Origin of the sequence: Spongiivirga citrea, from assembly GCF_010671565.1 — a bacterium.
Classification (GTDB): Bacteria; Bacteroidota; Bacteroidia; order Flavobacteriales; family Flavobacteriaceae; genus Spongiivirga; species Spongiivirga citrea.
Genome location: NZ_JAABOQ010000002.1, coordinates 286214 through 311206, shown reverse-complemented (window position 1 = coordinate 311206; position 24993 = coordinate 286214). Strand labels below are relative to the sequence as shown.

Annotated in this window: 15 protein-coding genes; 8 read left to right on the top strand and 7 right to left on the bottom strand. The window is 36.2% G+C overall.

Going from position 1 to position 24993, the window contains the following annotated elements:
* Positions 1–117 precede the first annotated feature (117 nt).
* Together GWK10_RS05015 and GWK10_RS05010 are read left to right on the top strand one after the other, a co-directional pair.
* Positions 118–1359 (top strand): serine hydrolase domain-containing protein, encoded by a 1242-nt coding sequence (locus GWK10_RS05015; protein WP_164029830.1) that lies wholly within the window; start codon positions 118–120, stop codon positions 1357–1359.
* Between the two features lie 63 nt (positions 1360–1422).
* The gene (locus GWK10_RS05010) at positions 1423–3408 is read left to right on the top strand and encodes an alpha/beta hydrolase-fold protein (protein ID WP_164029829.1); all 1986 of its coding nucleotides are present in this window, start codon (positions 1423–1425) and stop codon (positions 3406–3408) included.
* A 156-nt stretch (positions 3409–3564) separates the two neighbouring features.
* Here the strand turns inward: GWK10_RS05010 and GWK10_RS05005 are convergent, their stop codons facing one another.
* From GWK10_RS05005 to GWK10_RS04995, 3 genes are all read right to left on the bottom strand, one after another.
* Complete coding sequence (locus tag GWK10_RS05005) at positions 3565–4788, bottom strand: hypothetical protein (RefSeq protein ID WP_164029828.1); 1224 nt, start codon at positions 4786–4788, stop codon at positions 3565–3567.
* Between the two features lie 125 nt (positions 4789–4913).
* Complete coding sequence (locus GWK10_RS05000; RefSeq protein ID WP_164029827.1) at positions 4914–5792, bottom strand: hypothetical protein; 879 nt, start codon at positions 5790–5792, stop codon at positions 4914–4916.
* A 373-nt stretch (positions 5793–6165) separates the two neighbouring features.
* On the bottom strand, positions 6166–7833 hold the full coding sequence (locus GWK10_RS04995) for a tetratricopeptide repeat protein (RefSeq protein ID WP_164029826.1): 1668 nt from the start codon (positions 7831–7833) through the stop codon (positions 6166–6168).
* A 282-nt stretch (positions 7834–8115) separates the two neighbouring features.
* Here GWK10_RS04995 and GWK10_RS04990 point away from each other — a divergent pair, with 282 nt between their 5' ends.
* The 5 genes from GWK10_RS04990 (at position 8116) to GWK10_RS04970 (ending at position 18103) form a co-directional block, all read left to right on the top strand.
* Positions 8116–12138, top strand: a complete 4023-nt coding sequence (locus tag GWK10_RS04990) for a hybrid sensor histidine kinase/response regulator transcription factor (RefSeq protein WP_164029825.1) — start codon at positions 8116–8118, stop codon at positions 12136–12138.
* 228 nt (positions 12139–12366) lie between these two features.
* A complete protein-coding gene (locus GWK10_RS04985) occupies positions 12367–14337 on the top strand; it encodes a hypothetical protein (RefSeq protein WP_164029824.1) in 1971 nt (656 codons plus the stop codon).
* A gap of 17 nt (positions 14338–14354) precedes the next feature.
* Positions 14355–16358, top strand: coding sequence for a hypothetical protein (locus GWK10_RS04980; RefSeq protein WP_164029823.1), 2004 nt, complete (start codon positions 14355–14357; stop codon positions 16356–16358).
* A 21-nt stretch (positions 16359–16379) separates the two neighbouring features.
* Complete coding sequence (locus GWK10_RS04975) at positions 16380–17237, top strand: hypothetical protein (RefSeq protein WP_164029822.1); 858 nt, start codon at positions 16380–16382, stop codon at positions 17235–17237.
* A 50-nt stretch (positions 17238–17287) separates the two neighbouring features.
* A complete protein-coding gene (locus GWK10_RS04970) occupies positions 17288–18103 on the top strand; it encodes a hypothetical protein (RefSeq protein ID WP_164029821.1) in 816 nt (271 codons plus the stop codon).
* Between the two features lie 114 nt (positions 18104–18217).
* Here GWK10_RS04970 and GWK10_RS04965 read toward each other — a convergent pair whose 3' ends face one another.
* The 4 genes from GWK10_RS04965 to GWK10_RS04950 all read right to left on the bottom strand — a co-directional run bounded on the left by GWK10_RS04965 (position 18218) and on the right by GWK10_RS04950 (position 23980).
* On the bottom strand, positions 18218–20287 hold the full coding sequence (locus GWK10_RS04965; RefSeq protein WP_164029820.1) for an amidohydrolase family protein: 2070 nt from the start codon (positions 20285–20287) through the stop codon (positions 18218–18220).
* Between the two features lie 32 nt (positions 20288–20319).
* Positions 20320–22941, bottom strand: a complete 2622-nt coding sequence (locus tag GWK10_RS04960; protein WP_164029819.1) for an ankyrin repeat domain-containing protein — start codon at positions 22939–22941, stop codon at positions 20320–20322.
* On the bottom strand, positions 22938–23309 hold the full coding sequence (locus GWK10_RS04955) for a BlaI/MecI/CopY family transcriptional regulator (RefSeq protein WP_164029818.1): 372 nt from the start codon (positions 23307–23309) through the stop codon (positions 22938–22940). The genes GWK10_RS04960 and GWK10_RS04955 overlap by 4 nt, the downstream gene beginning before the upstream one ends.
* 215 nt (positions 23310–23524) lie before the next feature.
* Entirely contained in the window at positions 23525–23980 is a 456-nt protein-coding gene (locus tag GWK10_RS04950; RefSeq protein ID WP_164029817.1) for a hypothetical protein, read from the bottom strand.
* 137 nt (positions 23981–24117) lie between these two features.
* On the opposite strand from GWK10_RS04950, the gene GWK10_RS04945 reads away from it, so the two are divergent.
* Positions 24118–24975, top strand: a complete 858-nt coding sequence (locus tag GWK10_RS04945; RefSeq protein WP_164029816.1) for a cyanophycinase — start codon at positions 24118–24120, stop codon at positions 24973–24975.
* Positions 24976–24993: the final 18 nt, after the last annotated feature.

The window sequence follows — 24993 nt, the reverse complement described above, 5'->3', positions numbered from 1 at the left end:
ATCGTTTTGTCATTTAATTGCGAAGCTTATCCTATTTAAAGAATTAGACAGCTGTTATTCTATAATTTCATACAATAATAACAACTCGTTTCTTACGGTCTATAAATACTAACCATCATGAAAATCAAAACAGGACTACTACTTTTAGTTGTTCTTTTCCTTGCATGCAAAAATGAGCCACATAATGAATCTAGTATTATCAGCACCGCAAGTCCAAAGTATGAAACGTATAATTATTCAGGATTTACAAAAGAAGAAGTTTATGGATTTCATCAGCGCATTTATGAAGGTGGCAATTGGACCGAATACGGTGATTTGGAACGTTATTTTTATCTCAACTTCTCTCAAATTCAGAAACACTCACGTATACTTAGGTCAAATTCACCAAGAGTTCTTGAAGAAACACCAAGAGATGATGTAAAAAACTTTATAACGACAACCGAATTAAAAAAAGGCGGTGGACTCTCATTAAACGACTATGTGCAGCAAGTAGAGGTTAATGGATTAATTATCATTCATAAAGGTAAAATTGTCTTTGAAGGCTATCCTAGAATGTTCCCAACCGATTTGCATATTACTATGTTAATAACCCAAGTCTTTGTGAGTACGTCAATTGCTATTTTAGAAGATAGAGGTTTAATAGATACCGACAAATCGATTGATCATTATTTCGATGCTCTCAAGGGATCAGGCTGGGAAGGTGTTCCGCTTAAAGATATACTTTCCATGAGTTCTGGAATTGATCGCCCATTGGCGACTTATTTGGAAAGTTTTGATCCAATTAAAGATTTAGCTACTGTGAAATCTGTTAGCCCATCTGGAACGAAGTACCAATTTTCTAATGTTGATGCCGCCATATTAACACTACTCGTTGAAAAAATTAGCGGCTTGACCTTCAGCAAATTCGTGGAGCAGGAAATATGGAGTAGGATAGGGGCGGAATATAGTGCTTTACTGGGAATCAATACGAATGGAACCACGCTTTCATATCTCGATGGTATGTCAACTACGTTAAGAGACCTAGCTAGATTTGGCCTTGCTTATACACCTAGTGGTAGAAATAACGACCATCCCATAATTTCTGATGCTCATTTGGCTAACATCCGTAATGTAAATCAAAACCTTAAAAAGGTATCACGGCATACGCAAGAAACAATATACAGCAGTTATCTATGGGGCGCAGTTTATGAAGACGGCGATTTTTATAAAGGTGCTCATGGAGGGCAAGGCCTTTATATATCTCCTTCTAAAGATTTGGTTATAGCGTATTTCGGCACTGCCAATACTGATCGTGAAAGCAATCAACTCAATGTTATTGCTCGACAGCTCTCTAAATCTGGCCTTTTCGATCTTGAATAAAATGACCTACAAACGAAATACTAACAATATATTAATATCAATCATTAATAAAAGACGATTACTATGAGAGCAATTAAATTCTTAATACTGATAATCCTTTTATCAATAAATACAAGCTTTGCACAAGAAAATAATGTAGAAGAATTCACATCAAATAGAAAAGGAACTTCCTTGGTATTGCCACAGATTCAGGTCAAACCGATAAAAGATAGCAATACAGAAAAAAACTATGAACTCTATATAGAATTGCCTGCAGATTATGCTGAGAACACTGATAAAACCTATCCTGTACTTTATTATACAGATGCTATGTGGCATCTCGAAATATTAGCTGCTTCCCAAGAATTTATCCTTGAAGATGTTATTCTAGTTGGAATTTCGTGGCAGAAGAATATCGCAGAAGATTTAAAGGAACAATATGGAGCACACGCCAGCCGATTTACCGATTATTCATTCTGGAAAAAATCCAACCCAAATCATCCCTTATTAAAATTTGGTGAAGCTAAAAACCACTTAGAATTTATTCGTAATGACGTTATTCAATATGTAGATAACAACTATCGCACCGATACAAACAGTCGTAGCTATTTTGGTTACTCACTAAGCGGTGCATTTGGGGCCTATATAGTACTTACGCAACCCGATACCTTTAATAATTACATTCTTGGTAGTCCGTTGAGCAAAGGCATTATGCCTTACCTTACTGAGATTAATACTAAAGTCGGGGCTTTCAAATCAAATAAGAACAATACATTGAATGCTAACGTATTTATTGCCTATGGCACCTTAGAAAAAGAGAAGACCGAACCTACTGATGAATTTATTAGTTTACTAGATACTAGATCAAATTCAGGCGTATCTATTCAAAATAAAGTAATTGAAGGTGATCATCAAACCGCTTTTCCAATGATTGCTGTACAAAGTATCGCTTGGCTGTCATCATTGATGAGTCCTGTTGTAAGCGATGACTATAAGGTCTCATTCTGGGATATTCCGCACCTTAACAATGCATTTGTTACGACAACTCCAGCCAATAGAAAAGACGGAATAGTAATTGATACATTAGCGGTGAAAAATAATCATCGAACCGCAATTCTCAACCTTTCTCAAGAGATTTTTGATGGTAAATATGGGAGCTATGATGCCGTACTGATTTCACACAAAAACAAATTGGTTTTTGAATCTTATTATAAAAAGGGGCGTATCAACGTACCACACGGACAAGCATCTGCAGTGAAAGGGTATACCAGTTTGATATTGGGTAGAGCCATTGAAATGGGTTACCTATCGATGGAAGACCTAAACAAACCTTTAATTAGTTTTTTAAAAGATGTTAATCCTAAAAAAATGACCAAAGGCGCCGAAAAAATCACACTTCATAAAGCATTGACCATGCAAGGGGGATTGACTATAGATCGCGAGGCATGGAAAGAATTTGAGAACGACTCCGTACGATTAAAAGGTCAAGGGCTGGTGCAGACGCTTCTTGAGCAAAGCAAGCCTATAACGAACGATTCTCAGACATATTTGTATGGTAATTTTAATCCTATAATGGTTATGACGGTTATTGATGCCGTTGTTCCCGGAACAGCCGAGGCGTTTATTAAAACAGAGCTACTTGACAAACTTGGTATTACAAATTATAAGTGGTCAACACATATTAGTGGATTGCCACATGCAGGATCGCGTGCCAGTTTCCTGTCTCGCGACATGATCAAATTGGGGAATTTGGTGCTTAATAAAGGACAATTAAATGGTGAGCAGCTTATTTCTGCAGACTATCTCACCAAAGCTACCAGTGGTCTAGTGAAGCCTACCCAAGACTGGATGCCTAAAGACTATCGCTCTGGTTATTTTTGGTATCAAACAGGTGTGAAAGTAGGTGATAAAAGTTATGATACTGCATTTGCATGGGGAGGTGGCGGACAACGTGTTATAGTCGTTGAAGAACTTGATTTGACCATCGTTATTTCTGGTCATGATGGTGAAGATGATAAAATAATGGATGCAATCTCTGAAATCATTATACCTGCATTTGTAAAAGAATAATTTGTATTCCACATGTCATATGTGGCCGGTAATTTAAAATGGGACATGAACAAAGTTCATTTTATCTAACTATGCGAAATCATCTTCTTTTAAAATATCAACTTAAAAACCGCAAAAAGGCAAAGAATCAAATCAATCCTTTGCCTTTATGCGTTTCTAAAACCCTCTGGGTTTGGTCAATGCCGATTGTTTACGTGCAGCGAGCTGCGCTTTCCTTTTCTTCGGACCAAAAAAAGGTTCATCTGAAAGACATTCCCGTATTTCGCTTAATGTGCCTTTTTTTGAGTGAATTGCAGACGGCTCTTCACCTTTTGGCAAGCCTTGCCATCGCATAAAAACAAATACATTTTGTGTACCACATGTGTCTAGCCAATTTGCAACACCGGGGTCTTTAGCACTAATGATGAATCGATATTCATCATTGTCATTTATCTGTGCTTGCGCTGCCGTTAAACTGGTTTGTCGTTGGTAAAAATCAAGTGCATTAAACCAAAAATCACCTATTTGAATGGATTGATATTTTGCGTTCGATTTTGATACGGTGATCATGATTGCATCGTCAGGTGCCATTACAAAAAAACCAGCGGCATTCCATTGACCCGGCAAACCACTGCCGTCCTGCGTGGGGCGCGGTGGACTTAACATATTACTGGCAAGATTCGCTCGTAGACGATCTACAAACTTCACCCAACCTTTGGTAGCGTTAATTAAGTATTTCGACGCTCGTGCATATTGATCATTTATCAGTGTAGGAGTAAGGTTGGCATTAGGTCGGCCGACAGTATCGACACGCTCAATGTACCAGGTTCCCCCTTTTTCTTGTTCCCAATCCATAAAACTTTCTCTAATAAGCACGCTATTTGCCTCATATTCATCTTTATAATTTTGCAACCAATTTTCTGCTCCTTTAGGTTTGTTGCGGCTTATAACTATTTCAAAAGTATCATCACTTCTGAGATTTAATTTTTCACCATCAATTTGATCTACGGTAATAGGACTTGTCAAGTTTTCATTATAACCAGGATTTCCTGCACCAACCTGAATTTCAAGAGATGCACTGGTTCCCTTTTTACCACGTATTACATAAATACCATCTGATGCAATGGTCGCTGCAAAATACTTATTGTCAGGATTGTATAAACCATACTGATTATGCTGACTCATTACCCTAAATTCAGGATGAAGCGCGTCATGAACGACAAAACCTTCATCTAACGCGGCCGCTATTTGATGTTTAAGTTGTTTTTGTGCTGCGGCAAGTTCTTGTTCTGGATTAGGACTAAAAACATACCATGGTGCTGTTAGCATAATGTCTCTTGTTTGTTCAATTGCTTTAGCAAATTGAAGCGCTCCTTTTAATTCTGTTTGTAAATGGTTCATAATGATAAGATTATTGTTAGTAATGATTTGTAATAATGGTAAAGGCTTTTACCATTGTTGACTATACTAGTTCCGACATTTAGAGAAACCGAATTAATGAATGTCAACCTTCAGTTGGTCAACCACTATTCGGATAAAAAGCTAAAATTTAAAAACTTAATACAAATGGAGTCTAGAAGATCTTCAGACTCTGGATTACGTCCCAAGCCTTGATTTAATCCACTTAAAGCAAAGCTTTTAGAAATTTCAATTAATTCATCGCTAAAAATAGCGGGATCGTAATCGCCTAGAAATTTTGTTGCGGTTTGCTCCAACTCATCAAAAGCCGCTGGTTGTCTTGAAATAGCAACAAATAACTCATTAAGTGCGATGCCTCTCGCTTTACCTTCTATAACAGTATTAGTGCTCATCTGTGATACCTTAAATGCGCCCATAAATTTAGTTGCGGTACTATCTAGGTTATCAAATGCTGCGGGTTGTCGTGCAATGGCATTAAATAGTTCGCTTATTGCAATACCTCTGGCTTCTGTATCTGCATTAAAATTGCTACTCATATTCGCAGGATCGAACGCTCCCAAAAATTGTGTTGCTGCATCATCTAAAACATCAAATGCCTCTGGCTGCCTTGCAATGGCCTCAAACAAAAATGCCAATGCTCTTCCACGTTCTACAATGGTACTATCAGTAAATGGTAACAACTCTGTGAAGTCGCTATAAATTTGCTCTGAAGCGCTTATCAGTACATCAGCTGCCTCGGGCTGTCTTGCAATAAACTCAAATAGGCTTTTTATTTGACTCATTTTTACTGCATTTATATCAAATACATCATTACTTTCAATCAGTTTTGAAATGGAGTCTAATAAACTATTTTGCTCTGCCTGTACAAGGCTTAAACTATCGTTTAGTGTTCTCACCTCTCTTTCTAAGTCTTCTATTTCGTTAGTATTACAACTACATAATAGAATAAACACTATCCCCAGTAGGGTACCTATTAAATTTTTCATGTCTTTTGGTTTTGCATTACTCATATCTTGTTATCTACAATACTTAATTGCGTTACAATATTACTTTGGCGTCGTGTATTGTTCAACAAAAACAGAGTGAAGAGGAAAAAGAAACTCTAAAGCCGAAAAAAAACATGCTAACCTTGCTGTTCGAAGTATGCAATCTAGAAACACTATGCTCTAATTTCTCAGGAGGAAGCCTTAAAAAACGTTGAAAAATAATAAAACTGAACTTCTTAGGGTATTTTAGATATTAGAGAATTATAGATCACGAATGGCATACGAGTCCAAATATTGAATAATAACATTTGTGCTATAATTTATATTATGTAAAATAAATATTCAAGAGCAGCCTAAACTACTCCCATATATCCTACTTATTATTTAAACTATCTATTCTACCCTTTGCAGCTTTCGCTAATGTACTTTTAGAATCAATATCAATAATTGCCTGATATGACTTCTTAGCAGCTTCCAATTGTTTAGATTGCTCCTGTGCATAACCCAAACTATACAATGCACTTGCTGATTTAGGATATACTTCTGTAATGAGTTCTAAAACAAATAATCCTCCTTGTACATTACCATTTTCAAACAAACGATTTCCCGCTTGCCCAAATTCCTTTTCAAAATCATAGTATTTATATTGTGGATTGCTGGCGATCTCTTTGGCAGCTTGTTTCACCTCTCCATATTTTCCAGCTAAAAACAGTTGCGTTAAATGATCTAGTGGATTTAATATGAAACCTGTATCTGTATACTTTAGCGCAGCTTCTAAAATAGGATCCTCATTCTTACTATATTGATCAAAACTCATATCTACCGCGATATTCGGGATAGTCCAATCTTTATTTTCCCATTGCGGGACATCTTGCCACCATGCATATGATAAATATGCGTTAATTCGAGAATTTGGCAATGTTACTCTTCGGGCATCTCCATAAAAATTCTTGTTTTCAGCAGTTGGTTCGCCTACAATAATTGCCTCAGTATAGTTCTCAATCTCATTCGTCAAGTTTTGTGCCGCAGAAAAGGTATTTCTTCCTATGATGTAAAAGAATTTTCCCTTTGTATTGACCTTTGGTCGTGCCATAATGCCTTTTATAAATGCCTTATTGTTGTAGTTATTTCCGCCTCCATTTAATCTACAATCGTACACCAATTTTTCTATTTCATTGGTGTCAATAAATTCAAAAAGACGTTTGTAAAAATCCGCTAATGACTCCTTTTCATCATTAAAAACTGAGCTTTGACGTACGTATAACACCTTAGAGTCCGCTAAATATTCAAAAAAGTAAAATTTCTCATTCAAATCCTTTAAATATAATGGAGTCACCGCTTGAGAGCGGGCACTCTCCCACTGTTCATTTGGTATCGTCAAGCAATAATCAGTCGACATCTCTTTCAATTCAACTGACTTTATAGTTTGCTTAAAACGCTTTCCATTTTTCTCTAAGGTGAATTCAATTGTCGATTTTAACTCTTCGGTTACTCCTTGCGCATGCAGTACTGTTGGTAAGGTCGCAAAACGAACGCCATATGCCTTGAAATACTGATCGTTTTCAACTGGCACCACCGGCCGAATCATTCTAAAGACTTTTTCAATAGGAATTCCCTCAATGGCTACTACCCTAGCCCCAATTGCTTTTTGATAGTCTTTATGTGCACCTTCTATATAAACCCCATCAGAAAATTGGTAGAGATTAATCGGCAATATCTTGTCTTGAGCCACTGTACCAAATGTTATTTGTGAATGACCATATTCAAACAACGAAACCATACGCGCTAAACCTGCCGGCACTTCATGTGCTTCTAAATTTGGGATTTCTTTATATAGTTTTTCTACTTCAGTATCGAAATCAGCAGCACTTATCTTTTTAAATAATTGCGGGAATTTTGAATGCACTGTTTTTTGCAAGTATCGCAAATCTTCCTGCCATTGCGCCGCAGAAATAGATTCCTGTGCGTTTGATTTGGACATAAATAAAAAAGAAAGAATACTTACTAGTCGGATTAATTTGATGATGGAACGAATTTTCATGATTGGTTAGTTTTTTAATTGATGTAATGATATCTATTCCAAAGATGAGACAATAAGATATGCCACGGAATATAAAACTAACTGAAATGTCGTTTTGTTAGGTTGAGTTGTCTTAGTCAAGTTAGAACCTATTAATAAAACTGTTTAACACCCCTAATTAATGGGTATTTTTCCTAGAGAGAACAGTTTACAAAATAACTACATTCGTCTCCGACGATCTATATCAGCCTACACACTGATTGGTAAACAACTGTGTTCTGTCCTTTAATTTATTCATTTGTTATGGTTTTTATATTCCTTAGGTTAAACCGATTAACAAAGATTGCACTTCCTTTCTTCCTATTGCTTTCTACTGTGTTTTCTAATGCTAATGCTCAAATAGCACTAGAAGACTTTAATAATGCTCAATTTTATACAGTAAAGAATGGTTTACCCTCCTCTTTTACTTCCGATATCGCAGAAGATCAATTTGGATTTTTGTGGATAGCTACTGCCAAAGGAATCGTCCGATTTGATGGAAAGAAATTTAGTGACTTTTCGAAACTAACAAATGACAAACTAGATAAAATCGGTTTTGTGAATACACTTATAACCGATAAATCCGGTGAAGACCTCTGGCTAGCTAGTGATGACGGTATTTTTTACAGTAATACGGCTACTATCAATTTCCAGCGGATAGAATCACTCATTTCGAGTATCCCCTTCCCTATTGAAAAAATCGCTGATATTATCTTAGATCATCAAAAAATAATATGGGCCGCAGAATTTGACCAAGGGCTAGTGCGAATTGACTTAGAAGGAAATACGCATAAAAGAATTTTATTTAAGAATAGTACCGCTGAAGGCAATTCAAAACTTAATAGCATTACCAATATCTCTCAAGATCCTATTGATAACAATATTCTTTGGTTAGGTACTGGAGCTGGTTTGATTAGGTTCAATAGCCTTACAAATGACTACGATATTTATGTATATCAAAACCATATAGAAGCAGCGCAAAATCACATTCGCAATATTCATGCTTCTAAAGATGAAGTTTTAATTGGTACATGGAGCGAAGGAGTATTGTTTTTTGATAAATCGACTAGAGAATTTAGGCAGCCGCTAAAAAAACGCTTCCCTAATTATCATAGGGGAATCAAAGGGTTTCATGAAGATACTGACGGAACCATTTGGGTGACTACTGTAAATGGTTTAATGTCCTACAATTCAGAAACCCGTGATATTACCAATATAGTTCCAAATAATTTAGATAAAGATGTTTTACGAGGTGTTTCCTTTGTTGACTCCAGAGGAATTATTTGGTATGCTAACAATAAGGGACTGCTTAAATATGATCCGCTACCATCTCAAACTAAATTTATTGAACTAGAATCGAGAAGTGAATTGTCAGAACCAGTCATTGTAAATGCAATTATTAAAGCTGAAAATAATCTTTATGTTTTAGGGCATGCTGGCCTGGGACTTTATAAAATAAATTTAACAGATCATTCATTTAAGGTTATTCGTTTACCCTATTTAAATGGGAACAAAAAAACGGGATATTCACTTCGAGATATGATTGAAATGGAAGATGGTCGATTCCTAATTCTTGGAAGTCATAAAATGGTCATTTTCAACCCGAAAACAGAAGAGGTTGTCCTCTCACCTCTTCAAATTGATCATGTGTATCCTTCACTACAAAAGGTTATTAAGGATCGAGATAACAATTATTGGGTAGGCGCCAGACAAGGAGGTGTTTTTTGTTTGAACTTTCAAAAAAACAGCATTGTAAATTATCGAGAAGAGTTCGATATTTATGAAGAGGGTAATCATCGATGGGTTAATCGTTTATATTTAGATTCTAAGAATAAACTCTGGCTTGGTAAGGGGTCCTCAAGTACTATTATGAATTTGAATGATCTTTCTATTCATAACCTCGACCCCGTAATTCAAGACAGTATTAATTCGTATACCGATGTTGGTGGTTTTTTAGAAGATAATAAAGGACGTGTATGGATTGCTGGTTATAAACAGGGATTAGGGTACACAGACTATGAAAATTTTGCTAAAGGAATCAGTCATGAAATCGATGGATATTATAGAGGGTTGTATCCTCTTAATGATAGCATTTTTTGGACAATTGGTGATCATCTCGGCCAATTAAACACCAATACCCTAACCCATACTAAAATGAATCTGAGGGATACGGATAATCAATATGTGTTTAGAGGACCTGTTATTAATTCGAAGCATAATGAATATATAATTGGTTGTAATAATGGCGTTTTAATATACAATTCAACTCAAGGAGAAGCGCATTCTGAACTTGCAGTTCCCTATATCCAAAATGTGAGTTCAAATGGTACTATTCTATTTAATGCAAGGGAAATTTCAAGAAAAAACCTTCAATTTAAAAGTGGAATTCAACACCTCATGATTCAGGTAAGCGCTTTGGGCTTTCACAAACCAGACCAAATTAACTATCAATATACGATTGGAGATGATTGGATAGATATTGGTGTGAGTAATGAAATTAATTTCACAAATCTAAGTTCTGGGGACTATGCGTTTCAACTAAGAGCTGTTAATAGTTTAGGTCAGGTTCAAGAAAACCCCGTGTTGTATAACTTGACAATACCTACTCCTTGGTGGGCAACATGGACGGCCTATTTGTTATATGGTTTAGCTGCCCTGATTTTTGCATACTGGTTTTATCGTTTTAAACTTTCTAAAAAATTAGCCGTTGCCGAAAGTAAACGACTTATTGAAATGCATCAATTTAAAAATAGTCTCTATACCAATATTACTCATGAATTTAGAACACCGCTTACCGTTATATTAGGCCTGACAGATTCATTAAAAACAAGGACTTCTAATTTAAAAACTGAAGACTCAAAAACATCATTGCAAATGATAGAGCGAAATGGTGAAAATCTATTACGTCTAGTAAATGAAATGCTTGACCTATCTAAATTAGAAAGCGGCCACATGGAACTACAATTGGCGCAAACCAATGTAGTGCCCTTGCTAAAATATCTAGCGGGAAGTTTTAGTTCATTGGCTGAAGAAAATGAGCTAGATCTCACTATTTATTCAGAAATAGAACACTTAGTTATGGATATAGACGTCACTAAGTTAACATCCATTATTTCCAATGTCCTTTCGAATGCAATTAAATTCACACCTGCATTGGGCCAGATAATAGTGCATATAAAACAATATGTGCATAAGAGCGAAGATTATCTGTATATAAAAATAAAGGACAGTGGTATTGGTATTTCAGAAGAGGAAATACCGAATATCTTTCAACGGTTTTATCAGGCAGATATATCGACTACTAGAATAAACACTGGTACTGGAATTGGACTTGCCCTTACCAAAGAGTTAGTTACTTTAATGAATGGCAGTATATCATTAAAGAGTACACTAGGGAAAGGTAGTGAGTTTACCATAAAAATTCCCGTGACTCAAAATGCCCCTGTCACTCCAGAGATAGTTTTAAACAAAAAGGAGTCGTTAGTAAATGCCAATACTCCTGTTATTACTACTGAAAAGAGTTTAATCCAAAATCCTAAACTCCCAATTGCCTTAGTAATCGAAGACAATATGGATGTTGCCCATTATTTAAAAACATGCTTATGGGAAAAGTATGAGGTTATTCATGCCGTTAATGGGCTAGTCGGAATAGAAATGGCGTTTGATCATATGCCTGATGTGATTATTTCCGATGTAATGATGCCTGAAAAAAATGGCTTCGAAGTTTGTAAGACTTTAAAACTTGACGAAAGAACCGATCACATCCCTATCATTATCTTAACAGCGAAAGTGTCTACAAAAGATCGTTTAGAAGGCTTATCACATGGAGCGGATGCTTATTTAGGAAAACCCTTTAATAAGACTGAATTGTATACCCGCTTAGATCAGCTATTGTTAGTTAGGAAAAAACTAATTAACAAAATTCATGATGGCGGATATGGAAGCTTGGTAAAAAAAGCTGCTACAACACCAGAAACCAGGTTTCTACAAAAGTCCATTAAACTCATCCATACTGAAATGGATAATTCAGATTTTGGTCCTGCAGAGTTGGCTAAGAAACTTCATCTAAGCGAATCACAGGTATATCGAAAAATAAAAGCTATCACTCATAAATCAACTGCGGTATTTATTCGTTCTGTACGTTTACAAAAGGCTAAAGAATTAATTGAAACAACCGACAAAACCATCTCAGAAACTGCTTATGAGGTCGGTTTTAATGATCCATCCTGGTTTAGCCGAGCCTTTAAGAAAGAATTTGGCCTTGCTCCTAGCGAATTGGTTAAATAGCTGCAAATCAATTCTTTAAAATACAAACAGTCCTGTGCTTGCAATAATAGTACAAGACTTTTTTTGTTGCAAAGCAAATAATCCTAGTGCTTGCAATAATAGTGAACACCATTCCTTTCTTCCTGAATTAATATTGCTATCAGATTCCTCCACGAGTTTATACAACTCCCCCATTCTATCTATTTGATTCTCCCTTCAAATTAGGATAAACTTTTAAACATAACAATAATGAAAACAAACAATCAAACTCAGAATGTGAGTTCATTGACTTTTGGCAAAGTAACTCATGGTATGCTGAAAAAAGTAAAGCATTTTTTAGCAATCACCTTTTATTTAATAACAAGTACGACCCTTTTGTATGCGCAGGCTAGTTTAGCTGCAGAGGACATGGTCGAAGATATTACTGTTACTACTAAGTATGGGGAACAAAAAACCTATACACTCATCAGAGACTCTCAAACTCCAGAGCAGTGGTACTATATGCCTAACGGTGTTAGAGTTGCTGAAGAGGTCAATGTAAATGGTAAGGTGGGACCCAAAATGACCATTCTCAAATATCAGTATAAGGACAAAATCACAAAAGAAACCAAAGAAGGCGCTGTATTATCAGCAACCTTCACAATGGCAATGGAATCTGAAGTAGTAGATGAAGTAAAAACAAAGCTAGTGGCTAAGGTTAGAAAGCTTCAAAATTCTAAAGATGCCTATTGGAAAAAGTACCAACGTAAACTTGGCAAAGCAGAAATTAGATTGGCAGGGCTCCCATTAGAAAGCAGTAAGATTCAATTCTTAAATGGCAAAGGAGATTTTATGGGTGAGGTTGACGCCAAAACTTCCTTTGATGGTGCTACGACAGCTAGTCAGGAGATGGTCATGAGCTATAATCTTACCGCTTTAGGGGCTAGCGTAATTCAAGGTCTTGCAAGCGGAAAATCTGGTCTAACCCTTAGGGCGAGTGTTGCATATAAAGGATTAACGCCTCCTTGTGGGTATACCATTAATGGGAAATGGGATAATGTCTACAAATACTTTGAAAAACAAACAAAGAAAGAAGGAGGTGTAAAAATATGGGTTATAAAAGCATCTGCTACAGACACCAAACAAAAGAAACGTGAGAGTTTAGAGAAGATTCAAGATATAACTGTTGAACAAATTGCCTGCGAAGGTGAAGACAAATCTGCTGGTGATGAAAACCTGAAAAGCTTATTAGATAAGATAGAAGGGCAAGTGTTTAATACCGAAATTTTGACACAAGCTAAGGAGCTTGAGAAATTGAAATCAATGTTCGAAAGCACCAATGATGAAGACCTTAAAAAGAAGCTAATTGATAAGATAGCTGGAACCGAAAAGTCCATAAACTTTGGATATCAACGTTCTGTAAAAGACATTGAAAAAAGGCAGACAGGCGAAATCAACTATGATTATTCGAAGCAGCAGATCGTTACGCGTAATACTACATTTGGTGGTGGTTTAAGCTTTTCAAAATATAAATTATCTGAAGAACAACTTGTTCAGGATGGCTATGTCATAAATATTGATGCGAATAAAGATTTTAGAAGTACCATCTTTGGTTTGCCAATAATAAACCCTGACTACGGAGCTCGCGCTATTACTTTAGAAATAAAGTATAAAAACAGTGATGGTAGCACAAGAAGCGAAGCGAGACAGTGGACCAAAAATAATGGCTGGCTTACTCCTATGGGCAAAAAGGTATCTCACATTCAGTTTAATTTAATTGGAGAGAAAGATCAAGCAAAACTAGATGAACCGGAGTTTGACGTTAATCTTCAAGTTGTTTCTAGTATTCCAAATGGTTCTTTTAATATTAGCCGCAAGGTCAAAATGGCTGGCGATGAAAAATTCGTAGATGCGATCGAAATGGTTACTGATTCTTACATTATTGATGGAGAGGACCTAAGCTACTTTAAAACCTCTGGAAACCCTACAGATCTATCCAGAGCAGAAGTACTTATCAAAAATGGAGATGTTTCGATAAAGAAAAGTATAAAACCCTATTCAATTAATGGAACTGCTACCGCTCCTAGCCCAGTCTATCTCCTTTTCCCAAAAAGTGAAACTGGCGCAACTGGAAAAGTAACCTATGTAACAAAAAATGGTATACGAAAGGTACGAGATCAGAAAATTGAACTAGGTGAAAATATACTAGACGATTTTGATTGGAAACAGTCTATTGAATAACCTAATTAGATTCTGTTATGAAATGCTACATAAAATATATCATAATTCTGGCATTCTTTGGTATGTCAGGGGAATTATGGTCGCAAGTAACTAGACCAAGTGAGACCATTAGGGCTAGAAGAGGAACTAGGCCCAGTGAAGTTGTAACCGCTACAAGGGGATCAGCAGCTATTGGTCCTAGAAAAATAATGCCACATAGAAAAAACAAAGTATGGATCTATGGTGGTAAGAAAAGAAGGATTAATAACCGTGACTTTTACACCAAAGGCCGTTGGACAAAGCCACTACCTTCTGAAATAAAAGCGTTTTGGGAGAATAAAGACTTCTATTTCTATCCACTAAAATTTGACCACTTAAAATCCTATAATTATGCTTCAAGTAGGAGTAAAAAAACCATTAAGACGGGCTTCATTACTAAAATAGTGCATGAAATTCCACCTAAAACTTTTGATATTCGAAAGATTAGCCCCGACTCCTGGGATTGGATTCATAAAAAAAGGCAAAGTGCTCGCGGTCTAGAAGGTAAAAAGGGAAGGACAAATTTTTATTTCTTTAAGAATATAAGGAGGAAAGAATTTACAGCATTTTCGTCAGCATACGATCATATCATAGTTACCGATACCTTATTTGCACCGGTTTCTTTTTTAAATACTGATGGCAAACCACGCAGTACAAAAAGAAGCTATATAAAGGTAATTGCAAACTGTATTATTTATGACGGTCCAATTACTCCAGGATCAGCTAGAGCAAGGGAAATGACAGATTATGTTTTTTCCGCAAAGGAAATATTGCTTAAAACGCCTTATAAAGAGCTTAATAGTCGGGAACTGAAGCCGAACCCTCCTTTTGTTGTTGCTGATACTAACATTAAAGTACATAAGGATCCATTCGGGGAGAATGAAGCCCTGCTGACCAATAGACTATGTATAGAAATAATGGGGCAGATTGCTACTGAACTTAACGGCTTAACTGATGATTGGGAACGTGATAAATTGTTGACTGAATTTCAGAATTATCGATATAACAAAGTGAGATCAGATATGCTGTGGAAAGACAAAGATTACAAAGAAGATTTCGCTTCCTTATGCAGCAATTTTGATAGTCAGTACGATCTTGAAAGACTTGAAACCAATAGAAAAATTGGTGATTTGACCATACTCGTGTCTGGAAAGATAAAAGACTTACATAAATCTCCTTTCAAATATTACGCACTTCCTTCTATCGCAACTCTAATTCCAGTATCTAACATGAATAATGGGGTTAACGATCGATTCGGAGCTATACATTTTGATGCTACAGGTGGGGCAAAACTATCCATGAAACTGGAAGTAGAACTTGGGTATGACCCGAAGTATTTAGAGGAGGTGAACAACGTATTATCAAAAAAAGGACTCGTTTTGGAGAAGAAAATTCCGAACAATCTTATTTACATTAATGATCAATCCTTTAAACTTAATGGAGAAAATGCCGGGAAAATTATCCCAATCGGAAATAGTATTCTACGTCTTAAAGTCCTTTTACAAGATGAACAGCTTTCACTAATTAAGTTATTCCCTAAGAGCAACAATATTGACTTTAATCTGAATTATAAAATACAGGAATCACAACAGCCAAAGTCACAACAACTGGTTTTAAAAGTACCAGAAAGCTTATTGAAGGATATTGATTATGAAAATTTGATCGATAAATTCAATGTAATCGAAAGCAATACTATTACCGATAATGTTCGAATATCGAGTCAACTATCACCCAGTCTAGATAATGAAGGAACTCTGAATTATATAGAAGTTTCGCTGCAATTTATTTTTGATAATAAAACGGTATTTAGAGGTCCTTTTAGATTGTCCTCTTACTCTACCCTTGCTTCGGAGAACAATATCTCTTTTGTCAAACATTCAGAAAATTATAAGATCAAAGTAAGTGGTAAGGCATACTATGAAAACGGGGAACGTGATATTGTTGAGGATCTAGTGGTCGATTCAAAATTTATCACATTAGAGGAAAACATATTTAAAAAGTAATAATCACAAAACATTATAAACATGAAAACTATCATAAATCTAGTACTAATTACGCTCTGCTCGATGAGTTTTGGGCAATCAAAAGCAATTAAGAAATTCTCCTTAGAGGATCAACAATTTATCGGGACTAAACTTGAGCAAGCCCAATACTTATTGAAAAAAGTAAAACCTATGGGCATTGTTTCAAAACAAGATGCAATGCTGCCTCAATTCATTGAATCCTTAATGACCGATGAGGTTGCTATTCCGGCAATATTCAAGATCAATATGTATTTAGAATCTAAAAACTTAGAATATGACCATGTCGGAGGTTCCGTTCTCGACGACTTATCCCATAATGCAAAAGGAAGTCAGGCTAAGTATTTTATCATACATGATACGAGCACTCCAAATTTTTTAAAAAGAGATTTTCCCGATTATATAAACGAAGATTCTTGGAAACAAAATAATGTGGAGGTACGATGGAAACATAGGAAAGGGCCTCATGCTTTTGTGGGACGAACTGGAAAAATATTCTTTCCCATCGAATTCTCTTCTGCTTACCGTGCAACAAAATTTGAATTCAAAGCACTAGGAAAGAGTATTTCAAGAGGGTTATTTATTCATATCGAGCTCGTACAACCACGCAAATCAAAATCTGGAAAATGGAGGGATAATGACATTATAGCTCCGGATCCTGGTTTCACCACTGACCAATATCAAAAACTTGCTTTGTTGTATATCTGTGCATCGATACGCGTGAAGAATTGGTTAGTCCCCGGTTATCACGCAGTTTTAGATCAAGGGATAAAAAATGGTCATGATGACCCACAGAATTTTGATTTGGAAACTTTTAGTGCCGAAATAAAAACAATGCTAAGTGCGATTGAAGAGTATTAAATCTAAAAACATTAGTTATGAAAACATTTAAAATATTTATAAGCCTGACGATGCTTCTTAGTATCAGTCATATTAATGCACAAGAGGAAATAGTAATGGATACTATGTTTATAGAAGTCGAAAGCTTGGATGTAATTCCTGACGATCTTGGTACCCTTGAAATTGATACTACCATTGCTGAGTTGTCAAAAAGTAAACCAAGTTATCAATTTACCAAGGAAGATGCTCTTTGGATGGCTCGATTTGTAACAGGAGAGTCTGGTGTAAAAGACGACGCTAATGGACATGCGGTCATTTGGGCTATGTTTAATAGATATGGCATTTTAAGACATCGCGTAAAAAGCTGGAAGTCCTTCAGTAAATTTCTCCAACTCTATTCTACTACACTCCAGCCGATCCTTAAAAGTAAAGGAGCCGCTAAACGGGTATGGAAAAATCATCGTGCAAATCCTGAGAAACATCCAATTGTTATAGGTGAAGGCACTTACAAAGGAACCAATATTAAAAAAGTACAGTACAAAAGACATATTGATCTTCAAAAAAAGAAATGGAAGGATATTAATCTTAATATTCGACGTATGGTTATTGATATATTAAGAAATGATATTGAAAACCCAGGGATCGGTATAGCTACCGAATTTGCAAGCACTCGCATATACTATAAATCAAAATACGGAGAGTTCCCCAATGAGCAACAATGGGAAGACTACACGATTAAGTATGCAGAAGAAAGATGTAAAAAGGGTATTAAAGGATGCACTTGGATTGGATATCGCGATAATTTAAACCAAATGAAAAATGCCTTCTTTTTAGACAATCGTTTCAAAGATGTTCCACCAGAAGCCGTCTCGGTTAAATTTAATTGATCTTTATTTTGTTTTAATATGGTCATTAACCATAAGGACTAGACCATAATTGGGAATGACCATATTAAAACAATTATATAAATTATTTAGAAATAGAAAGTTATTAGAATGACTCTAAGGTGCTAATTTTTTCAGCGCAGCCTTACCCGAAGCACTCTCCGGATTCAACTCCAATGACTTTAAATAGTTTTGCCTCGCCTCTTTCTTCTTCCCTATTGTTGTTAATGATTCACCTAGACTGTCATACACATTCCAACTTTCTGGAAATGCTTCTACATTTAGCTTAAATACGGCAATAGCCTCATCAGTTTTTCCCGATTGAAGATATAAATAACCCAATCCGTTTATCTCATTTTCATCCAAAATATAATCTGCACTATCCTTGTTGGCTGTGAAATGCGTCTTTCCTGCTTCAATGCCGTTGTTTAGTATTTCATGGTATACCGATAAGCCTAAATATCGCTTTGTTTCTGGAAAATTCGTTGCGCAGAATGCATAATATTCCTTTAGCACATCCAGCTTATTATCTCGAATTAAACCATAGGCAGTATTGGTAATTGAAACGGCATCTAGTTGAAAATTGCCTTCAGGAAAATGCGATTTATAAAGGGAATATGACGCTATAGCTTCTTTGATCTTATTTCCACTAAATAATTCTTTCACTACTTGCTTTAACTCACTGTTTTGTAATTTTTTATAGTCTTCATTATCAATATTTACTTTAAATGAATTTTGGGCGGTGTTGGCTCCTTTATTTAGCAAGTCTTGCATATAATCATAAGCAACTGATCGCTTTGCAGTCAGGACTTTTCCATCTTTTATGATTGTCTTTTTTTCTAGAAAATTCACAGTATTCTCAAAAGGATTTTTATCAAATAAAATAAGATCGGCAGCCTTGCCTACTGCTATATTTCCATGTGTTTGATCCAATTGCATAGATTCATAGCCATTTAGCGTAGCTATTTGCAACACCTCTCCTATGGAAAAACCAGCTTTGCTTAGTAATATTAATTCAGACAGTAAAGCACGTCCACCAAAACGGCAGTCGGTTCCAATTCTGATTTTGACACCCTTATCGTGGGCTTTTCGATAGTACCCCATCATTGCATTGTAAGCGTCATCTAGTGCTTTTTGCTGTTCTTCGGTATAATTTACCATTGGTATTTTTCGAATGGGATAGTACTCAAAGGAGGTAAAAAAATCAGATTGCCCTGCGGATGATGCTACCACATTCAAAGCCGTACTTATTGAAGCCCCTTTAGTTGCCATAGTATCAAACAATGCCATAAGCTCCTCCTCCATCTCAGGATGTTCTTTTATATATCCAAAGAAAAAAACCATTTGAGCGGCAAATTCATCAATACTGGAAGTCATCCGAATTCCATATTGCTCATTCATTGCGGGCCAGTGGGTATCATAATCTAAAATACTTGGGGTAAGTGTAAAAAAGTGCTCAAAATTGGATATCCCATAATCCATAGCCTCGCCAATAGTTACCACATTATTATCTACATGTGTATTTACAATAATACCCTGCTTTCTTGCTTCATCTGCCATTGCTTCATAGTCTGGTTTACGAAGTTTCCGGTAGAATTTCATGTATTTCAAACCCTTTGCAGCATAATCTCTTACTTTTTTGCGGCCATCTTCGGGATTCATTACTTCAATATGATGTGCTGGCTGTCTTCTATCTTCATCCGAGACGATTGATCCTCCGGTGATATAGAGATCTGGGTATTCTGACGTTGGATTATTTTGCCAATCTAGGGTAATATCTATCCATTCCTCAGGCTGTGCCATGTCAATAATCGTAGTGACTCCATGATTTAAATAATGATGGGTGGTCAACTCTCGTAGCATTTCTAATCCACCATCTGCTTCGTACTCTTCGGGCAATGCGGAATCCACTCCGTAGTTTCCAATTAAATGTACATGAGTGTCAATAAAACCGGGAGTTAATAGTCGGCCATCTCCGTTAATAGTTTTGGTAGCTTTTACCTTTTTATCGGAATTGACAATAGCAGCAATGGTATCTGCATTGATTAGTACAGTTTGATGCTCTTTCACTTCTAAGGTCTTGCTATTGAAGACATTTACATCGGTAATAGCAAGATCATACTCAGTAGATTGACTACAATTTAGCGTGCAGTATGCCAGGCATAGCAGTAATATGCAATTTTTCATAATCCTATTTTAAAAGGTGTTTTTTCTAGTGACTAGTTTCCATAAATATGTCGTGCTCCTTTTGATAAAAGGTAATCGACAATTGCCTGCTGATTGTTTTTAGATGCCTGTGAAAGTGCAGTGCCCTGCCCTGCTGTATACAAGTTTACATTAGCTCCTTTCTCAATCAAAAGTTTAGCGGTTTCTAGATGTCCATTTCTTGCTGCATTGATCAACGCAGAACCACTACCATCATTATGAAGATCAATATCTGCACCACGATCTAGAAGAAGTTTTATCATACTGTTCCTCACGTTTTTTGCGGCATTGCTTAATGCTGATCCACTACCATCGGTTTGCCCGTTAATATTAGCTCCCTTATCTAAGAGTAGTTTTACTGTATCAACTAACCCATTTTTAGCAGCTGCCGTTAATGCCGATCCGCTTCCATCATTCTGTGCGTTGATATCGGCGCCTTTTGATAGTAGTAATTCAATGGTATGATTGTGTCCGTTTCTTGCAGCTGCTATTAAAGCGGAACCATTGCCATCAGTGGCTGCATTTACATCAGCACCTTGATCAATTAGATAACTTACGGTTTCATTTATTCCATTTTTAGCGGCTGAAATTAGCGCAGAACCATGACTATCTGTATTTACATTTACAGATGCTCCTTTTTTCACTAGAAACTTCATGGTAGCCATATGCCCATTATTGGCTGCAGCAGTGACTGCGCTTCCTTGATTAGGGGCATATTTATTGACATCAGCCCCTTGAGCCACCAGATATTCAACTGTTTTTAAATGACCATTATTGGCGGCTGCAATCAAAGAGGTACCTTGGTTTGAGGATATCTTATCGATTTCAGCTCCTTTGCCTACTAAAAATTTTACAACTTCGGTCTGACCATTATTCGCGGCGGCAATTAAAGGTGTTCCTTGATTTGGTGAGATTTTGTTTACTTCAGATCCTTTTGACACTAGAAATTTCACTGTTTCTAATTCCCCATGACCCGATGCCGCTATTAAGGCATTACCTTGATTGGGAGATATAAAGTCAACATCCATTCCTTTTGAAACTAAGAACTTTACCGCATCAAGATTATTACTATGAGCGGCAGCTATTAATGCGTTCCCTTGGTTAGGCGAATAATGATTGATATCTGCTCCTTTTGAAACCAAATACCTCATGATTTCTAAGTGCCCTCTACCTGATGCTGCAATAAGTGCATTTCCTTGATTTGGGAACGTTCTATTAATATCAGCTCCTTGGGATACGAGGTACTTTATAAAATCTAAATGACCAAATTCAGCTGCGGTGATTAAGGCAGTCCCATCTCCTCGAACGTTTAGTGTCACATCTGCACCATTGGCAACAAGTAGCTTGGCAATTTCCAAATTTCCGATTTTTGCAGCTGCAAATAATGGTGATTTCGGTCGAGATAATCTCCATGAACGTCCGTTAACACTGATGTCTTCATAGCCAGGATTACGCTCAATACAATTCACTGAACTGGCAGTAACAAGTGACTTAACCCTCGTCATATCCTCCACTCGAATAGCTTCTAAAAGTTTCATACAATCCGAGTTTGAAGTGGCAACAATTGTATTTGATTTGTCACTTTTTTCTGTTGAAGCTGATTTCAAATCTTGTTTTTCTTTTAGAACTTCGTTAGCAGTAGACTCTTCGACTAACTCAGGCTCAATTGCACTTTGAGAAGCAGCAGATAATGGCTTGTTCAAGAATAATAATACTGCGAAAAATAGCGGCATTGTAAATGCATATTTCCAGTAACTGTACGGATTTGATTTCTTACTGTTCATTTTTAAAATTCGTTTTTTGATTAATGATTGATTGTAATTGGTGGTTATTGCAAGTGGCTTATTGAAGGTGGCTATCTTTAAAAGATTCATTTGATAGCTATCTCGTTCTGCCTTTTTAGTATCTAATACCAAGTGATCAGTTTGGTATTCGATATTTTTTTCTACTTCCTTTCTAAATAACCATACGAAAGGATTAAACCATAGGACAATGACTGCTATTTCAGCCAGTAAAAGGTCCACACTATGGCGTTTTTTGACATGAATTTTCTCATGAGCGATAATCTGTTCATAAATTTCAAATTCATACTGTTCGGGATTGATGAAAATATAATTGAAGAAGGAACAAGGCTCCTTTATTCCGGTAGAATTGACTATAATACCATCAATATCTTTGATTTTATCATTGCTTTTAATCACTTTAAAAAGGAGCCCTATTACTTGCGCAATTAAGTTGATAGATAATACTGCTGCACCAAATAGATAGATAATCCATAACCAATCTACCAAGCTGCGTTGTGTAGTTTGTGTTAAAGTGGATTCTATTCGCTTATCTGACTGAATTGGCGCCTTTTCAGCCGTGCTTTCAATCGGTTCGTTTAGCTCAGCATCAGTCGAATTTATTAATTGCTGATCAGAAGTTATGGACGTATCTGGCTCAATAAAATTGGAAACTGCCCCTTGATTTTCTACCAACTTTGGGAGACTAATAAATGGCATTGCAAATGCAAATACTAATCCGATTATGAGATAAATCCTATTGGTAGCAAAAAAGCTTTCTTTTTCAATCACCAATTTATAAAAGGTTAAAACGATCGCTATTATTAAGGATGCTTTTAGAAGAAGTACCATCATGATTTCTTTGATTTATTCGATTTGATTAATTCAACTAAATCAGAAAGTTCCTCTTCCGATAAATTCTCCTCCTTGGCGAAATAAGCCATCATTTTAGGAAAGGAATTCCCAAAAAACTTCTTTTTAATGTTCGTTAGGTTTTTATCCCGGTAGGATTCAAAATCTATTACGGGACTATACTGATGTGTGTTCCCAATCAATTCAGATTTTAAAACTCCCTTCTTTACCAAAATCTTTACAATAGTGGCAACGGAGTTATAATGTGGTTTAGGCTCTGGTAGTCTTTCAATAATATCGCGTATAAAAGCAGTTTTTAACTGCCATACGATTTGCATTATTTGATCTTCTCTTTTAGTTAATTTTTCCATACCTATAACTTTACAGGCTCAAAACTACTAACTTTTTAGTATATCTACTAATTTTTTAGTAGATATTTTTAAAAACTCTTTATTTATAGGTGTTTCGGATGTTATTTGCAAATAGAATTGTGGTGGGAAAGAAAATTAATAACAGTTTATTGCTACATTCTTTGTTGTATTCTGAGAAGAATAAGTGCTGTGTTTATGGTTTGACTTTAATTCAATCACTTGGGCATTTGTAGACTACCTGTTGAGCGCTGAAGTATCTTGGTATTCTTTAGCACATCCGATTTTTGTTGTAGTGCTTTGTTTGTTCGCATGATAATGCCTAACTCCATATTTAATTTTCGAGCGTCCTCTTGAGTACCTGGACAATCCGTAATGCTATTTTCAAGATTAGTTTTGATCTCCTCTAATTTAGCAATATGCTTTTGCTGCTCATCCATCTGAACATTAAAATCATCTATTTCACTTTTATATCGCTGAATGGCTATTTCTAATTTAGCGGCCTTCTCCTTCCCTACTTTAAATTCCATTCCGAATAAAGAAACTTCCTCTGCACTGCTTAATAGGCTTTTTAGTTCTGGTTTAAAAAGAAATAATGCTACTAAGGCAAGTATTGCCCATATTAGTGTTTTAAAAGGAAAACTTGCTTTCTTTGGCTGATCTTGATCTGGCATGACAACTCGATTTATAAGGTTGGTATGCTGCAAGTTACAATCCATAATTCCACAGCACAATAGGTTTTATCTGCTTTTAAGAGGGTATTTCTCCCTTTTTACTACCTTCACTTGAGTTAAATTTCTAGCCATTTAATATGAGAATATTCGCCAAACTAGTATGCTGCTTTCTTGCTACTAGCACAGTGCAATTTACTTTAGCACAAAAAAATATCACCACCGGTCCTACTAAAGGATCTTTAGTAATTGTAGGAGGAGGTCGAAACAACGACCAAGTAACAGCAAAGTTTATGGAGTTAGCAGGTGGAAAAGATGCACACATTGTTGTTATTCCAACCGCATGGGGAGCCGAGGCTTATTCTGATAACGCCGGTAATGCGGGGCTGTTTCGCAAAATGGGCGCTACCAAAGTTACGGTACTACATACAAGCAACCCAAAAATTGCCAATACAAATGCGTTTATTGAGCCATTAAAATCGGCTACAGCGGTCTGGTTTAGTGGTGGTCGGCAATGGCGATTAGTTGACTCCTATAAAGATACCAAAACTGAAAAAGCGATATGGGACGTTCTTAATCGTGGCGGTGTAGTTGGAGGTTCATCAGCTGGTGCCACGATACAAGGTTCTTATCTGGCCAGAGGGCATACAGAAAACAACCAGAAAATGATGGGCGATCATGAAGAAGGTTTCGCCTTTATAAAGAACATCGCAATAGACCAGCATGTATTAGCTAGGAATAGACAATTCGATATGTTCGACATCCTAAAGAATAAGCCTGAGTTATTGGGCATTGCCATTGATGAAAGTACGGCGGTTGTAGTAACAGGAAATACCTTTGAAGTGATTGGAAAGAGCTATGTACTTATATATGATGGTACTTTTTATTCAAGAGAAGGAACAAGTCTTAAAACAGTTCCATCAAAAGAAAATGTATTCTATTTTTTGAGGTCGGGAGAACGTTATGATATGGAAAATCGTAAGGTTATTACTAATTGAATATAGTAGTTTTTATCT

What these genes read in the sequence shown, in the direction of transcription:
- GWK10_RS05005 (WP_164029828.1), bottom strand. Translation starts at nt 4,788, where the DNA reads ATGAACCATTTACAAACAGAATTAAAAGGAGCGCTTCAATTTGCTAAA.
- GWK10_RS04955 (WP_164029818.1), bottom strand. Translation starts at nt 23,309, where the DNA reads ATGGAAAAATTAACTAAAAGAGAAGATCAAATAATGCAAATCGTATGG.
- GWK10_RS04980 (WP_164029823.1), top strand. Translation starts at nt 14,355, where the DNA reads ATGAAATGCTACATAAAATATATCATAATTCTGGCATTCTTTGGTATG.
- GWK10_RS05015 (WP_164029830.1), top strand. Translation starts at nt 118, where the DNA reads ATGAAAATCAAAACAGGACTACTACTTTTAGTTGTTCTTTTCCTTGCA.
- GWK10_RS04965 (WP_164029820.1), bottom strand. Translation starts at nt 20,287, where the DNA reads ATGAAAAATTGCATATTACTGCTATGCCTGGCATACTGCACGCTAAAT.
- GWK10_RS05000 (WP_164029827.1), bottom strand. Translation starts at nt 5,792, where the DNA reads ATGAAAAATTTAATAGGTACCCTACTGGGGATAGTGTTTATTCTATTA.
- GWK10_RS04970 (WP_164029821.1), top strand. Translation starts at nt 17,288, where the DNA reads ATGCTTCTTAGTATCAGTCATATTAATGCACAAGAGGAAATAGTAATG.
- GWK10_RS04960 (WP_164029819.1), bottom strand. Translation starts at nt 22,941, where the DNA reads ATGATGGTACTTCTTCTAAAAGCATCCTTAATAATAGCGATCGTTTTA.
- GWK10_RS04985 (WP_164029824.1), top strand. Translation starts at nt 12,367, where the DNA reads ATGAAAACAAACAATCAAACTCAGAATGTGAGTTCATTGACTTTTGGC.
- GWK10_RS05010 (WP_164029829.1), top strand. Translation starts at nt 1,423, where the DNA reads ATGAGAGCAATTAAATTCTTAATACTGATAATCCTTTTATCAATAAAT.
- GWK10_RS04990 (WP_164029825.1), top strand. Translation starts at nt 8,116, where the DNA reads ATGGTTTTTATATTCCTTAGGTTAAACCGATTAACAAAGATTGCACTT.
- GWK10_RS04950 (WP_164029817.1), bottom strand. Translation starts at nt 23,980, where the DNA reads ATGCCAGATCAAGATCAGCCAAAGAAAGCAAGTTTTCCTTTTAAAACA.
- GWK10_RS04945 (WP_164029816.1), top strand. Translation starts at nt 24,118, where the DNA reads ATGAGAATATTCGCCAAACTAGTATGCTGCTTTCTTGCTACTAGCACA.
- GWK10_RS04975 (WP_164029822.1), top strand. Translation starts at nt 16,380, where the DNA reads ATGAAAACTATCATAAATCTAGTACTAATTACGCTCTGCTCGATGAGT.
- GWK10_RS04995 (WP_164029826.1), bottom strand. Translation starts at nt 7,833, where the DNA reads ATGAAAATTCGTTCCATCATCAAATTAATCCGACTAGTAAGTATTCTT.